Consider the following 14,391-nt stretch of genomic DNA (forward strand, 5'->3'; position numbering starts at 1 on the left):
GATGCCAGCGAAAAGGCCCCAAAAAAACGCGCCACAAAGCCCCAAGCGTCGCAGACAAAAAACCTACTTCTTAACACCCCTCTGCCGCACGGCTTCAAACAGACAAACCCCTGAGGCAACAGAAACATTGAGGCTTTCCACAGACCCAGCCATTGGAATATTCATCACCTCATCACACGTATCGCGGGTAAGCCTCCGCATCCCCTCGCCTTCGGCACCCATAACAATCGCAACAGGCCCATCGAGCTTCGTCTCATATACCGACGCTGTCGCCTCACCAGCAGTGCCGACGACCCAAACCCCTGCATCCTTCAACTCCCGCAACGCCCGAGCGAGATTCGTCACGGTAATGTACGGCACCGTATCAGCCGCACCGCTGGCCACCTTCGCCGCCGTGGCATTCAAACCCACAGCCCGATCACGCGGCGCAATTACAGCATGCGCACCGGCCGCATCGGCAACCCGCAAACACGCGCCAAGATTGTGCGGATCCGTAATCCCATCAAGCACCAGCAACAACGCCGGTCCCTGAACACCATCGAGCAACTCGGCAAGGTTCTGCGCCAAAGGCAGATCGCCCGCGCGCGCCACTACGCCCTGGTGCCGCTCCGTATGCGCAAGCCCCCACAGCCGCGTCTCGTCAGCGGCAATCAGGCGGACTCCCGCTTCTTTCGCCACGGCCAGAAACTCGTTCATCCGGCGATCGCGGCGGCTCTGGTCGTAATAGATTTCTTCGACCGTCGATGAATCATGACGCAAGCGTGCCGTCACCGCATGAAAACCGTAGAGAACCTTGAGACGTGACATGACTAGAACAACCTTTGAATGAGCGTGCCTGACCGAATCAATCGGACCAGTCAGGGCGCGCCCGATGAGAGCGGCGCGCACGCATGAAGCGCGCGCGGCGTTAATACAGAATCAACGCTTCTTGTGGACCGGCTTCGCGGTCGACTTCGACGCCGCGCGCTTCTTCGACGCCGCCGCCTTGCGCGCCGTGCGCGCTTCCTTCACGGCCGCTGTCTGCGCAGGCGCAGCTTTCTTGCGCCGCGCGCCGTCGACCTGTGCCGCGCGGTCGATGGAACGCACACGCGGGCCGCCGAGATCGCTCGCCTTGTCCACCGGGTTCCCGCGATGCGACTGCGACTTCACGGGCGTGTCGCGCACCAGACGGAAATCGATCTTGCGCGCGTCGAGATCGACGCGGCTCACCTGCACCCGCACGCGATCCGACAAACGATAACGGATGCCCGTGCGCTCGCCGCGCAGCTCGTTCTTGATCTCGTCGTACTGAAAGTAGTCCGAGCCGAGTTCCGTCACGTGCACGAGCCCTTCGATAAAGAGCGCATCGAGTTGCACGAAGATGCCGAACGACGTCACGCCGCTCACCATGCCGCCATACTCTTCGCCGAGCTTGTCGCGCATGAAATAGCACTTGAGCCACGCCTCGACGTCGCGCGATGCTTCGTCCGCGCGGCGCTCGTTCGCCGAGCAATGCAGGCCGAGTTCTTCCCAGATCGCCGTGTTCGGACGGCCGCGGTCGGGGCGATTACCGCGCTTCTCGTCTTCCGCCTGCAACGCGCGGGCACGCGGCGACAGCGCCGTGTTCAGCTCGACGCCGTGCGGTGCCTGCGGCTCGTACTTGCGGCCCTGCAGGATCGCGTAGATCGCGCGGTGCGTCAGCAGGTCGGGATAGCGGCGAATCGGGCTCGTGAAGTGCGCGTACGCTTCATACGCGAGACCGAAGTGGCCGATATTGTCCGGGCTGTAGACGGCCTGCTGCATCGAGCGAAGCAACATGGTCTGCAGCATCTGCGCGTCGGGACGGTCGCGAATGTGCGCCATCAGCGCGGCGTAGTCGCTTGCATGCGGCGTGTCGCCGCCGCCGAGCGTCAGGCCCATGCCGCGCAGGAACGTGCGCAGGTTTTCGAGGCGCTCCGCCGTCGGCCCCGCGTGCACGCGGTATAGGCCCGGATGCTTGTTGCGCTTCATGAAGTCGGCCGCGCACACGTTCGCGGCCAGCATGCATTCCTCGATCAGCTTGTGCGCGTCGTTGCGATGACGCGGCACGATCTGCTCGATCTTGCCCTGCGCATTGCAGACGATATACGTCTCCGTCGTATCGAAGTCGATCGCACCACGCTTCTGGCGCGCGGCGAAGAGCGACTTGTAGACGCCATACAGGTTCTGCAGTTGCGGCAGCAAAGCGGCGCGGCGCGTCGCTTCCGGGCCCTTCGTGTTGGTCAGCACGGCCGCGACTTCCGTGTACGTGAGACGCGCGGCCGAATGCATGACGCCCGGATAGAACTGGTATGCCTTGATCTCGCCGCGCGCGGTGATGACCATGTCGCACACGAGCACGCAGCGGTCCACGTTCGGATTGAGCGAACACAGTCCGTTCGACAGCTTTTCCGGCAGCATGGGGATCACGCGGCGCGGGAAATACACCGACGTGCTGCGCTCGATCGCATCGACATCGAGGCCGCCGTCGGGCAGCACGTAATGCGACACGTCGGCAATCGCGACGATCAGCCGGAAGCCGTCGCCGCGCCCCACTTTCACCGGCTCACAATAGACGGCGTCGTCGAAGTCGCGCGCATCTTCGCCGTCGATCGTGACGAGCGGCACGTCGCGCAGATCGACGCGGTGCTTCATATCGACAGGCCGCACTTCGTCGGGCAGCTTCGCGGCGGCGTCGAGCGCCGCCTGGCTGAACTCGTGCGGCACGCCGTATTTGCGCACCGCGATTTCGATTTCCATGCCGGGATCGTCGATGTCGCCGAGCACCTCGACGACGCGCCCCAGCGGCTGCGAATGGCGGCTCGGGAAGTCGGTCAGTTCGACGACCACCACCTGCCCCACCTTCGCCTTCTTCGTGTTCTGCGTGATCAGGATGTCGTGGCCGATGCGCTTTTCTTCGGGCGCGACGATCAGCGCGCCGTTCTCGTTCAGGAGGCGCCCGATCACGCGTTTGTTCGCGCGGTCCGTCACCTCGACGATGTGGCCTTCGGGGCGCCCGCGCCGGTCATAGCCGACGATGCGCGCCAGCACCCGGTCGTTGTGCATGACCTTCTGCATTTCGCCCGTCGGCAGGAACAGGTCGTCCTGGCCGTCGTCGCGGATCAGAAAACCGTAGCCGTCGCGATGGCCCTGCACGCGGCCCGCGACGAAGTTCGACGGATGAGTCAGCTGATAATGGCCGCGCTGATCGAGTCTGATCTGGCCATCACGCTCCATCGCGGCAAGGCGCTTGAAAAACCCTTCGCGCTCCTGGCGCTTGATCGACAGTGCTTCGGCGATGTCGTTCGCTGCAAGCGGCGTTTCACTCGTGCGCAGCACGCCGAGGATTTCTTCGCGGCTTGGAATCGGATACGGATATTTGCTCAAGGGCTTGTCGATGATTGTTCTCGTTGCGTGGACGTCGGCGGATGGTGACGCTGCTCTAACTGAACTTGAACTGCAACTGCTGCTCTTGTGACTGCGATGACTGCGATGACTTCGTTGACTGCGACTGCTCTCTGACCGTCGACAACCGTTTGGCCGCGAATGCGGCCCTGAGCGAGGCCTCGACTGAGACTCCGCCGTCCGCGTCATACGGACCATGGACGGATGCCCGGCGCCAGCCTGCTACTGCGGCGATTCTAACACCCGTCTCGCCCGCTACGCGCCGCCCGGCGGGCGATTGCGCGACGCACGCGGTGCGCGTGCGCGTGCGTTGCAGCCGTCATGCGAATGTTTTCGCGAAACGCTTGACACGCTTATTCGAGACGCTATAATCGCTGCCTCTGCTTCAAACGCACCTTGCCCAGGTGGCGAAATTGGTAGACGCACTAGGTTCAGGTCCTAGCGGTGGCAACACCGTGGAGGTTCGAGTCCTCTCTTGGGCACCAGATTCAAATGAAAAGCCGCCTTCGTGCGGTTTTTCATTGTTGTGAGTGCATAGCGCTTCGCGGTGGCTTTACGATCGTGAGGAAGCAATGCAGGAAGTTGCAGTAACGGTTGATCGTCGAGTCATTTGATGCGCGAACAACCTGACGAAAAGATGAAGCGCTTTCAAAATACCGATTGACACGCAGATTCTTCTCGTTAAAATAGCGGTCTAGCTTGAGACGTGCCCAGGTGGCGGAATTGGTAGACGCACTAGGTTCAGGTCCTAGCGGTGGCAACACCGTGGAGGTTCGAGTCCTCTCCTGGGCACCACTCTCTTAAGCTAAACAAATCACCCCGCAAAGCGATAAGCCTGCGGGGTTTTTTGTTTTTGGTCGGTCTCACGCGGACTCGATCTTTAGCGGAACGACCTGTGTGTTCAATGAACTTGCGTGTTCACACTGTACGATCATCGCATCAGCTTGAACGACGGCTGCTCAAGTCAGCGCGCGCGAGCCTCAACCGGACATATCCGTCCACATTCCCCTCCCGCTTCATCCCCAGCTTCTGCGCGACGCGCTGCGAAGCGACATGGCCCTCGGCGATACCCGCAACCACCGACTCCAGCCCAACCGTGTCAAACGCATGCGCGACCACGATCCGGGCCGCCTCACTGGCGATGCCTCTGCCCCACGCTTCGCGCACGAGGCGCCAGCCGATCTCGACCTCCAGCCCGTGCGTGTCTACCGGAATCAGCAGCACCCAGCCGACAAAACGCGCGGGCGCGCTGTGCTCGACAATCGACCAGTAGCCGAGTCCATCCGGATACACGCGGGTGATGCAATCCACGACAAACCGCCGATGCGCATCCCGCTCATGCCACGGACCCTCGACATGCCGCGTGACCTCAGGATCACGATCCATCGCGATGCAGCCATCTAGATCGGCTAGCGTGCGCGGCTTTAAAGCCAGCCGCTTCGAAGCGAAAGAAGGCAGCAATTGATATTCCCGTAAATTACGAATCACAAATCACATTCAATCAAAATCAATACATTAATTACATTCACCAGACATTATTGCTAATTCCGAAAACGATTATCTAGGGATTAGGATTGACAAAGCCGGCTTGTTTCATGCACCGCTTAATGGTCGGCGTACACTCGTCGAAGCCTTCAGCTACGGGGCACGCCGTGCCATCCCAGGCCTTTCACCGCTTATTGAATGGCACGAACTATTGGAGACCGCAACCAGGTTGGATGAAATCAGAGTAAGCGCTAAAGCGCCAACTCCGATCGACAGGAGAACAATTGAAATGAGCTGGACTCGGGAACAGAGAAACGTCACGATCGCGGCATATTTAGGCTGGACTCTCGACGCATTCGATTTCTTTCTAATGGTTTTCGTCCTGAAAGATATCGCAAGCGAATTCGGCACCGATATCAAATCGGTTTCCTTCGCCATCATGATGACCTTGATGATGCGGCCCGTCGGCGCGCTCATCTTCGGCTACCTCGCCGACAAATTCGGCCGCCGTCCCACGCTGATGGTCAACATCGCGTGCTTTTCGCTGCTGGAGCTGTTGTCCGGCCTCTCGCCGAATCTCACTACCCTGCTCGTGCTGCGCGCCCTGTTCGGCATCGCGATGGGCGGCGAATGGGGCGTCGGCGGCGCGCTGACGATGGAAACCGTGCCGCCCAAAGCGCGCGGCTTCGTCTCCGGCCTGCTGCAGGCGGGCTACCCGAGCGGCTATCTGCTCGCAGGGCTCGTCTTCGGCCAGCTGTACCAGTACATCGGCTGGCGCGGCATGTTCTTCGTTGGCGTGCTGCCCGCGCTGCTCGTGCTGTACATCCGCGCGCACGTGCCCGAATCGCCCGCGTTCAAGACGCTCGAAAAGAAGACCCGCCCCGGCCTCGTGGCCACGCTCAAGCAGAACTGGAAGCTGTCCGTCTACGCGATCATCCTGATGACGGCGTTCAACTTCTTCTCGCACGGCTCACAGGATCTGTATCCGACCTTCCTGCGCGTGCAGCACAACCACGACGCGCATACCGTGCAATGGATCACGATCGTGCTGAACATCGGCGCGATCTGCGGGGGCCTGTTCTTCGGCGCGCTGTCGGAGAAGATCGGCCGCAAGCGCGCCATCTGCATCGCCGCGCTGATTGCGCTGCCCGTGCTGCCGCTGTGGGCGTTCTCGTCGACGCCCGTGCTGCTCGCAGCGGGCGCATTCCTGATGCAGATTTCGGTGCAAGGCGCATGGGGCGTGATTCCCGTGCATCTGAACGAAATCTCGCCGGATGAAATTCGCGCGACGTTCCCCGGCCTCGTGTATCAGCTGGGCAACCTGATCGCATCGGTGAACGGGCCGCTCCAGGCGGGCATCGCCGAAGCGCACGGCAACGACTACGCGACCGTGATGGCGACGGTGATCGGCATCGTGGCCGTCGTGATCGCCGTCTTTATTCTGTTCAGCCGCGAACGCCGCGGCATAGATATGACACAATCTGCCGAACAGGTCGCGGCGACGGTACACTGAGCGCACGCACCGCACATCCAACATAAGGGCGCCACGGCGCCCGGGCCAATGCAGCAGATACGAGGCCGCTCCGATTCGTTTCGGAGCGGCCTTTTTTGTCCGCGTCGTCGGCGAGGGCACGCGCGGTCGGACACTTTTAGAGGGGTTTATCGACACTCGCCTCTTGCCCGATCACCGACTGCATTCTTATCCTGAAAAAGAACGCACGTTTCAAATTCCAATTTGAATCGATTGTTTAGGCCGGTGAGAGCCGGCATAGGGAGACACAACATGACAACACGGACGACGAGCCGCCACGCCGGCGACACGAAATCGCGCATCCTCGATGCCGCCGAGACGCTCTTCATCGAATGCGGTTATGAAGCGATGTCGCTGCGGCAGATCACGTCGAAGGCGGAGGTCAATCTGGCCGCCGTCAACTACCACTTCGGCAGCAAGGAAGCGCTGATGCACGCGATGCTGTCGCGCCGCCTCGATCTGCTGAACCAGGAGCGCGTCAAGCTGCTCGACCGCTTCGACGCGATGCTCGGCACGCGCCTGACCTGCGAGCACGTGCTGGGCGCAATGTTCATTCCGGCGCTGCGCGTCTCGCGCGACACGCGGATCGGCGGCAAGGCGTTCCTGCGGCTGCTGGGCCGCGCGTACACCGATCCGTCGCCGTTCATCCGCGATTTCCTGAATGCGCACTACGCGTCCGTGGCCGTGCGCTTTTTCGATGCGTTCCAGCGCGCGCTGCCGCATCTGCCGCGCGAGGAACTCGGCTGGCGGCTGCACTTCGCGATCGGCGCGCTCTCCGGCGTGCTGGCGGGCGCCGACACCGACAGCCTGATCAACGAGTTCTCGCAAGGGAAATCGATGAACGATCTGCAGCTGATTGCGCGGCTCGCGTCGCTGATCGTGTCCGCGCTGAAAGCGCCGCTGCCTGATGCGAGCCAGCTAGCCGTGTTCGCCTCCGTGCTCGGCGATGCAGGCAGCGCCGACATCGCGTGCGATGCGGTTCGGCAGGCGGCGGAGGCAGGATCACAGCCGGCATCGGCATCGGAACAGCAGACACAATCGACGCCGCAAGCACTGCAACAGCACCCATCGACGGACGCAGTGCACCGCCCCGCCCCGGGATCGTTCGCGCAATCGGCGCAAGCAGCGCAAGCGGACCGCCAGGCCGACACGCGGGATTACGGCACGCACTACGCGACGCACGGCTGACGCCCGCTGCGGCAAACGCGCAGGCATCATCACAGGTGCCTGCGCTTCAAATCAAACGACACCACGCCTGTGCTGAACCGCATTAGACGCGCCGCTCGGTGCGGCGGGCACACTGGCTGCGACGGATAAGAGCGGGCGCTCGCCCCGCACCAGACAACTCGAATACATCGCGAGCCGGCCGTGCATCGCAAGCCGCGCTCGCCCTGAAAAATCGAAATGGAGGGATCGCCATGACGTGGTTCATCGTTGCGCTGATCGTCGCTGCTGCGGCGCTCGTCTATGTGCAGGCGCGGGCCTCGCGGTGGCTCGCATTCCTCGTCCTGTGGGTCGCCGCTGCCTTCCTGACGCGCGCAGCCGGTGCGACGGCGGCGATCCTGCTCTCAATCGTGTTCGTCCTTCCCGCGCTGGTGCTGACGCTCAAACCGCTGCGTCGCGCGTGGCTCAGCGCGCGGGTGCTCGACCTGTTCCGCAAGATCCTGCCCGACATGTCGCCGACCGAGCGCGACGCGATCGAAGCGGGCACCGTCTGGTGGGACGCCTCGCTCTTCTCCGGACGCCCGCATTGGGACACGCTGCTCGGCTATGGCCCGGTCAAGCTGTCGGTCGAGGAACAGGCGTTTCTGGACAACGAGTGCGAGCAACTCTGCGACCTCGCGAACGACTGGGAAACCACGGCCATCTGGCAGGACCTGTCGCCGCAAGCGTGGCAGTTCGTCAAGGACAAAGGCTTTCTCGGGATGATCATCCCGAAGCAGTACGGCGGCAAAGGCTTCGGCGCCTACGCGCATTCGCAGGTCATCATGAAGCTCGCGACGCGCTGCTCGGCGGCCGCCGTCTCCGTGATGGTGCCTAACTCGCTCGGCCCCGCCGAACTGCTGCTGCACTACGGCACCGACGCGCAGAAGAATCACTATCTGCCGCGTCTCGCGCGCGGCGACGAGATCCCCTGCTTCGCGCTGACGAGCCCGTACGCAGGCTCCGACGCGGCGGCGATTCCCGATATCGGCATTGTCTGCAAAGGGTCGTTCGAAGGGCGCGAGACGCTCGGCTTTCGCGTCACGTGGAACAAGCGCTACATCACGCTCGGGCCCATTGCGACGGTGCTCGGCCTCGCGTTCCGCGCGCTCGATCCCGACCATCTGCTCGGCAGCGATGACGAACCGGGCATCACCTGCGCGCTGATTCCGACCCGCCACCCGGGCGTGAACATCGGCCGCCGTCACTGGCCGCTCAATGCCGTGTTCCAGAACGGCCCGAACTGGGGCAACGACGTGTTCATTCCGCTCGACTGGGTGATCGGCGGACGCGCGCAGGTCGGCAACGGCTGGCGCATGCTGATGGAATGTCTCGCGGCGGGCCGCGCGATTTCGCTGCCGTCGTCGAACGTGGGCATGTCGAAGCTCGCGGTGCGCGGGGTCGGCGCGTATGCGGCCGTGCGGCGCCAGTTCCGCACGGCGATCGGCAAGTTCGAGGGCGTGCAGGAAGCGCTCGGGCGGATGGGCGGCAACCTCTACGTGATGGATGCCGCGCGCCGCCTGTCCGCGCAGGCCGTCGATCTCGGCGAAAAGCCGTCGGTGATTTCGGCGATCTCGAAGTATCACATCACCGAGCGCAACCGCGAAGTGATCGACGATGGCATGGATGTCGTCGCGGGCAAAGGCATCTGCATGGGGCCGTCGAACTTTCTCGCGCGCGCGTATCAGCAGGTGCCCATTTCGATCACCGTCGAAGGCGCGAATATCCTCACGCGCTGCCTGATCATCTTCGGCCAAGGGGCGATCCGCTGCCATCCGTACGTGCTCAAGGAAATGGCCGCGACGCGCGAACCCGACCGTGCAAAAGCGCTGCGCGATTTCGACGACGCATTCTTCGGGCATATGAGCTTCACGCTGTCGAACGCGGTGCGCAGCTTCGTGCACGGCGTGACGCGCGGCGTGCTGATCGCGAAGCCGCAGCGCGCGCACGCGCCGCTTGCGCGCTACTACCGCGCGGCGACGCGCTTTTCGACGGTCTTCGCGCTGCTCGCCGACGTGTCGATGCTCGTGCTCGGCGGCGAGCTGAAGCGGCGCGAGCGTATCTCGGCGCGCCTGGGCGACGTGCTGTCGCAGCTCTATCTGATCTCCGCGACGCTCAAGCGCTTCGAAGACGAAGGCCGTCATGGCAGCGATCTCGCGCTCGTGCAATGGGGTGTCGAAGATGCGCTGTATCGCGCGCAAATCGCCCTCGACGGCGTGCTGCAAAACTATCCGAACCGCTTCGCCGCGGGCCTCGTGCGGGTGCTCGCGTTTCCGTTCGGCCTGCCGCATCGCGCGCCGTCCGATGCGCTCGGCAGCGCGATCGCGGATCTGATGCAGACGCCGGGCGACACACGCGACCGGCTGCTTGCGGATTCGTACGTGCCGCACGCCGGCGTCGACGCGATCGGTTACGGCGAACTGGCATTCGCACTGACGCCGCAGGTCGCGCATCTAGAACAGCGCTTGCGCGAAGCCATCAAACGCGGCCGTATCGAACCGATTCCGCAAAGCCTCGCCGATCTCGCCGAATGGACGGAAGCGGCGCAACAGCGTGGGCTGATCGACGAAGACGAGCGCAAGGTGCTCGACGACTACGCGCGCTATGGCGCAGAAGTCGTGAAGGTCGACGATTTTCCCGCCGACTTCGGCCTGCTCGCCGATCTGCAACGTCGCAAGGAGGCGCTCGACAAGGCGATGGAACTGGCCGCATGACGCATCGACTCGATTCGCTACGCATCGTTTGATAGCTGCTTAAGGACGGTGGCCGGCAAACGCCCTGCGTTCGTTGCGAATCCGTTAGCATTCCCTCACAACAACTCGACGAAGGGACATACATATGCTAAGGATTCCAACACTTGTCGGCCTTGCCTTTATCGCCTCTGCGGCGTCCGCTGCCAATCTCGACAACCGGTCGGGACGCTATTCATTCACGCCGCTACCTTCGGCCGAAGCCGAGATGAAACGCATGAACACCATCATGGAGCTGTCGGATCAGCAACCCACGGGTCGCTACGTGCGCAAGGGCGAGACCGTGCGCGTGAACATCAGCGGCATGCCAAATGCGTATCGTGCGAGCGCAATGGTCGGCTTCCGCCCTATGTACGGAAAGTCGCCGGGTCAGCAGGCGGCGCCACTGCGCAACGGTAACAACCGCTTCGTCGTCAGGCAGAACGGTCCGCTATTCATCAGGATCACCTCGCCGGGCGGCAAGCCCGCCATGTCGACTGAAGTCGATGTATCGATTGCGGATGGCAAGCCGTTGCCCCTTTTCGTGCAAGGCCACACGACCCTGGACGACTGGCGGGCGCAACTGGACAACTACGCGGACGCGCCGTTCGTTCAGCTCGTCGACCAGCACAGCATGATCACGTTGCCACGCGGCGTGTTCCGGCGCGATCCCATCGCCGATCCATCGGCCACTCTGGCGAACATCGGGCAGGTGCTGGCGATGCAGGATGCGCTGGCAGGATTCGACGACACAAAACCGACCGACGCGCGCACGCCGCTGCGCGAGCACTTCGTGGTCGACTTCCGCACCTCGCCCAAGGAAAGGAAGGGGATCTACATGTACGCCACCGATCAATTCATCGGCATGTTCGCGGGCAACACGACGGATCTGACCGACCCGGCGCGTCTGCGCAGTGAATGGGCTATCTGGCATGAGGTCGGACATACACACCAGCAGGACTCCTGGACATGGGAGACGCTGGCCGAAGTCTCAGTCAATCTGTTCTCGCTGTATGTGCAGGAAAAGATGGGCGAGCCCAACCGGCTGGACGAGCCCGAATATGACGGCATCACGCCCCGCGAGCGGGCGCGCGATTATCTGGCCCGCGCGTCGCGCAACTACGTATCGGACCCGGACGGCCAATACCAGGAACTGACGTTCGCGCGGCTCGTGATGTTCGATCAGCTGAAGCGCGCCTACGGCTGGGATCTCTTCACCCGGCTGTTCAGGTATTACCGCGAACATCCTCTGCCTTACGACGTATCGGAGGCGGAAAAGGTCGACCAGTTCGTGGTGGCGATGGGCACGGTATCCGGCAACGACCTGCGTCCGTTCTTCGAAAAATGGGGCTTGCGGGCCAGCGCGGACGCCTACGGCAAGATCGCCGCGCTGCGCCTTCCCGTGCGCGCGATTGAAACCTGACCGGCCAGGGCTGACGCTTCCCGCTGCGGCGCGGCTGCCACATGACAGAATCGCCTCCGGGCAACGCACCGCAACAAGCCCATGCAGACACCCCGCCCTGGCAAATCCGCCCCCCAACTTGCGGCAAGTCACGCGCTCCGTGCACACTGTCGTTCATCCGCCGGTCCGGGGGCCAGGAGCCAATAACGTGAACGATTCCTACCTGAACTTCGTCAATTCGCCGCTGGGCGCGCGGGTCGCGCGCTCGCTCGGTTTGCCGAAGCCCGAGGTACTGCGCCGCTACCGCGCCGATGCGCCGGAATTCGACGGCATCGTCGCCGTCGGCGCGGGGCCGGCGCCGCAACTGCTCGACGCGCTCGCCGATGTCGTCGCGCGTATCGGCATGACGAGCGTCGCGCATGCCAGCGCAGGCCTTTGGGTGCCGCTCGCGAACCGCCACGGGCTGATGACGGGCCGCTTCGAACCCGCCGATCCCGCGCCCGGCTCGCAGGCGCGCGTGCGGGCGCTTGTGTTCGATGCGAGCGGCATCGAAAGCAGCGCGCAACTGGAGTCACTCTACGCGTTCTTTCACGACGCGCTGCGCTCGCTCGACAAATGCGGCCGGATCGTCGTGCTCGGCCGCCCGCCCGAAACGTGCATGAGTCCGCGCCAGTGGACGGCGCAACGCGCGCTCGAAGGCGTGACACGCTCGCTCGGCAAGGAAGCGCGGCGCGGCATCGCGGCGAATCTGATCTATGTGTCGCAAGGCGCCGAAAACGGCATCGAATCGACCTTGCGCTTCTTTTTGTCGCCGCGTTCGGCGTACGTCTCGGCCCAGGTCGTGCGGATCGGCGCGGCGCCCGGCGGAATCGCGCAGCACTTCGGCCCCGACTTCGACTGGACCCAGCCGCTCGCCGGCCAGCGCGCCGTCGTGACGGGCGCGGCGCGCGGCATCGGCGCGGCGATCGCGAACGTGCTCGCGGCCCAGGGCGCGCACGTGATCGGCATCGACATTCCCAGCGCCACCGACGCGCTCGACGCCACCCTGCGCCAACTCGGCGGCACGGCGCTCGCGCTCGACATCGCCGCGCCTGAGACGCCCGCGCAGATCGCCGCCGCGCTTGACGAGTTGGGCGTCGACGTGTTCGTGCACAACGCGGGCATCACGAAAGACAAAACCATCGCGAAGATGACGGAAGCGGCGTGGCGCAGCGTGATCGACATCAATCTGTCGGCGCAGGAGCGCATCGACGACGCGCTGCTCGAAGCGGGCACGCTGCGCGACGGCGGCCGCATTGTCTGTGTATCGTCGATCAGCGGCATCGCGGGAAACATGGGGCAGACCAACTACGCGGCATCGAAAGCGGGCGTGATCGGCCGCGTGCAGGGCATGGCGCCGTATCTGGCCGCGCGGCTCATCACCATCAACGCGGTCGCGCCAGGCTTCATCGAAACGCAGATGACCGCGAAGATACCGCTCGCGCTGCGCGAAGCCGGCCGGCGGATGAATTCGATGAGCCAGGGCGGCCAGCCCGCCGACGTCGCGCAGACCATCGCATGGCTTGCGCATCCTGGCTCGGCGGGCGTGACGGGCCAGGTCGTGCGTGTGTGCGGGCAAAGCCTGATAGGAGCGTGACCCTCATGTCGTTCTACGACTCCAGCTCGATGTTCGGCGCGCCGCGCCTGAAAACGGTCGTGCTGCCGGAGCTGCCCAAACCCGCGAAGCTGTATGCGCGGGCGCTGACGGGCGTCGTCAAGGGCTTCCAGCGCAACCGTCCCACCGATCTGCCTCTGCTTCGGCTGGTGCGCCCCGCCGTGTCGCTCGATTCCGTCGCGATCGAGCGCTATGCGCGCGTGTGCGGCTTTTTCCCCGAGCAGGGCATTCCGTTCACGTTTCCGCATCTGCTGGCGTTTCCGCTGCATCTGCTGTTGCTGACGGACCCGGCGTTTCCGTGGTCCGCGCTCGGCATCGTGCACCTGGCGAACAGCGTGCACATGCGCCGCCCGCTTTCGTTCGACGACACCTTGCGCGTCGAAGTCGAATTCGGCGCGCGCCTGCGCCACGACAAGGGCCAGGCGTTCGTGCTGCAGACGCGCGTCTACCGGCGCGGCGAGGCCGTCTGGGATGGCGACAGCGTGTATCTGAAGCGCGGCGTCGCGGCGAGCGGCGACCCGCTCGCGCCGCTGGAGACGGCGGGCGATGCGCTCGTACGCGCGGCGCGCTGGCAACTGCCGTCGCAACTGGGCCGCGACTACGCGAAGGCATCGGGTGACTTCAACCCCATCCATCTGTCGATGCTCTCGGCAAAAGCGTTCGGCTTTCCGCGCGCGATCGCGCACGGCATGTGGACGCTCGCACGCACGGCGGCAGCGCTACAGCCGCCCAAGCGCCTCGCCGACGCAACACTCGCAGGCGAATTCAAGCTGCCGATGCTGCTGCCGGGCGAAGCGTCGCTGTGGACGGCATCGCCCTCGCCCACTGCGCGCGAATTCGAAGTGCGCGACCCCGAAGGCGGCAAGCCGCATCTGCGCGGCCGCTTCCAGTGGAATCTGCAATGACGCCGTGCCGTGCGCACCGCGCTGCACGACATACATCCGACGTTGGAATCAATACCCGGCCTGATTCGTTTCAAGCAGGT

General features: G+C 63.9%; 9 protein-coding genes and 2 tRNA genes. 8 read left to right on the forward strand and 3 right to left on the reverse strand.

Annotation, left to right across the window (positions count from 1 at the left end):
• Positions 1-63: 63 nt before the first annotated feature.
• Both rlmB and rnr read right to left on the reverse strand, forming a co-directional pair.
• The gene (rlmB, locus tag H1204_RS10010; RefSeq protein WP_180728175.1) at positions 64-807 is read right to left on the reverse strand and encodes a 23S rRNA (guanosine(2251)-2'-O)-methyltransferase RlmB; all 744 of its coding nucleotides are present in this window, start codon (positions 805-807) and stop codon (positions 64-66) included.
• Positions 808-918: 111 nt separating this feature from the next.
• Complete coding sequence (rnr, locus tag H1204_RS10015; protein WP_180728176.1) at positions 919-3,384, reverse strand: ribonuclease R; 2,466 nt, start codon at positions 3,382-3,384, stop codon at positions 919-921.
• 416 nt (positions 3,385-3,800) lie between these two features.
• On the opposite strand from rnr, the gene H1204_RS10020 reads away from it, so the two are divergent.
• A tRNA-Leu gene (locus tag H1204_RS10020) sits at positions 3,801-3,887 on the forward strand.
• Positions 3,888-4,110: 223 nt separating this feature from the next.
• Positions 4,111-4,197: transfer RNA gene (locus H1204_RS10025), tRNA-Leu, on the forward strand.
• Between the two features lie 144 nt (positions 4,198-4,341).
• On the opposite strand, the gene H1204_RS10030 is transcribed toward H1204_RS10025, so the two are convergent.
• On the reverse strand, positions 4,342-4,863 hold the full coding sequence (locus tag H1204_RS10030) for a GNAT family N-acetyltransferase (RefSeq protein ID WP_180728177.1): 522 nt from the start codon (positions 4,861-4,863) through the stop codon (positions 4,342-4,344).
• 313 nt (positions 4,864-5,176) lie between these two features.
• On the opposite strand from H1204_RS10030, the gene H1204_RS10035 reads away from it, so the two are divergent.
• The 6 genes from H1204_RS10035 (at position 5,177) to H1204_RS10060 (ending at position 14,311) form a co-directional block, all read left to right on the forward strand.
• Positions 5,177-6,400 (forward strand): MFS transporter, encoded by a 1,224-nt coding sequence (locus H1204_RS10035; protein WP_180728178.1) that lies wholly within the window; start codon positions 5,177-5,179, stop codon positions 6,398-6,400.
• Positions 6,401-6,670: 270 nt separating this feature from the next.
• A complete protein-coding gene (locus H1204_RS10040; protein ID WP_180728179.1) occupies positions 6,671-7,606 on the forward strand; it encodes a TetR/AcrR family transcriptional regulator in 936 nt (311 codons plus the stop codon).
• Between the two features lie 230 nt (positions 7,607-7,836).
• The gene (locus H1204_RS10045; RefSeq protein WP_180728180.1) at positions 7,837-10,335 is read left to right on the forward strand and encodes an acyl-CoA dehydrogenase; all 2,499 of its coding nucleotides are present in this window, start codon (positions 7,837-7,839) and stop codon (positions 10,333-10,335) included.
• Positions 10,336-10,459: 124 nt separating this feature from the next.
• Positions 10,460-11,773, forward strand: a complete 1,314-nt coding sequence (locus tag H1204_RS10050) for a M60 family metallopeptidase (protein WP_180728181.1) — start codon at positions 10,460-10,462, stop codon at positions 11,771-11,773.
• A gap of 187 nt (positions 11,774-11,960) precedes the next feature.
• A complete protein-coding gene (locus H1204_RS10055) occupies positions 11,961-13,388 on the forward strand; it encodes a 3-oxoacyl-ACP reductase (RefSeq protein WP_180728182.1) in 1,428 nt (475 codons plus the stop codon).
• Positions 13,389-13,393: 5 nt separating this feature from the next.
• Positions 13,394-14,311, forward strand: coding sequence for a MaoC/PaaZ C-terminal domain-containing protein (locus H1204_RS10060; protein WP_180728183.1), 918 nt, complete (start codon positions 13,394-13,396; stop codon positions 14,309-14,311).
• Positions 14,312-14,391: the final 80 nt, after the last annotated feature.

This window comes from Paraburkholderia sp. PGU19 (genome assembly GCF_013426915.1).
Classification (GTDB): Bacteria; Pseudomonadota; Gammaproteobacteria; order Burkholderiales; family Burkholderiaceae; genus Paraburkholderia.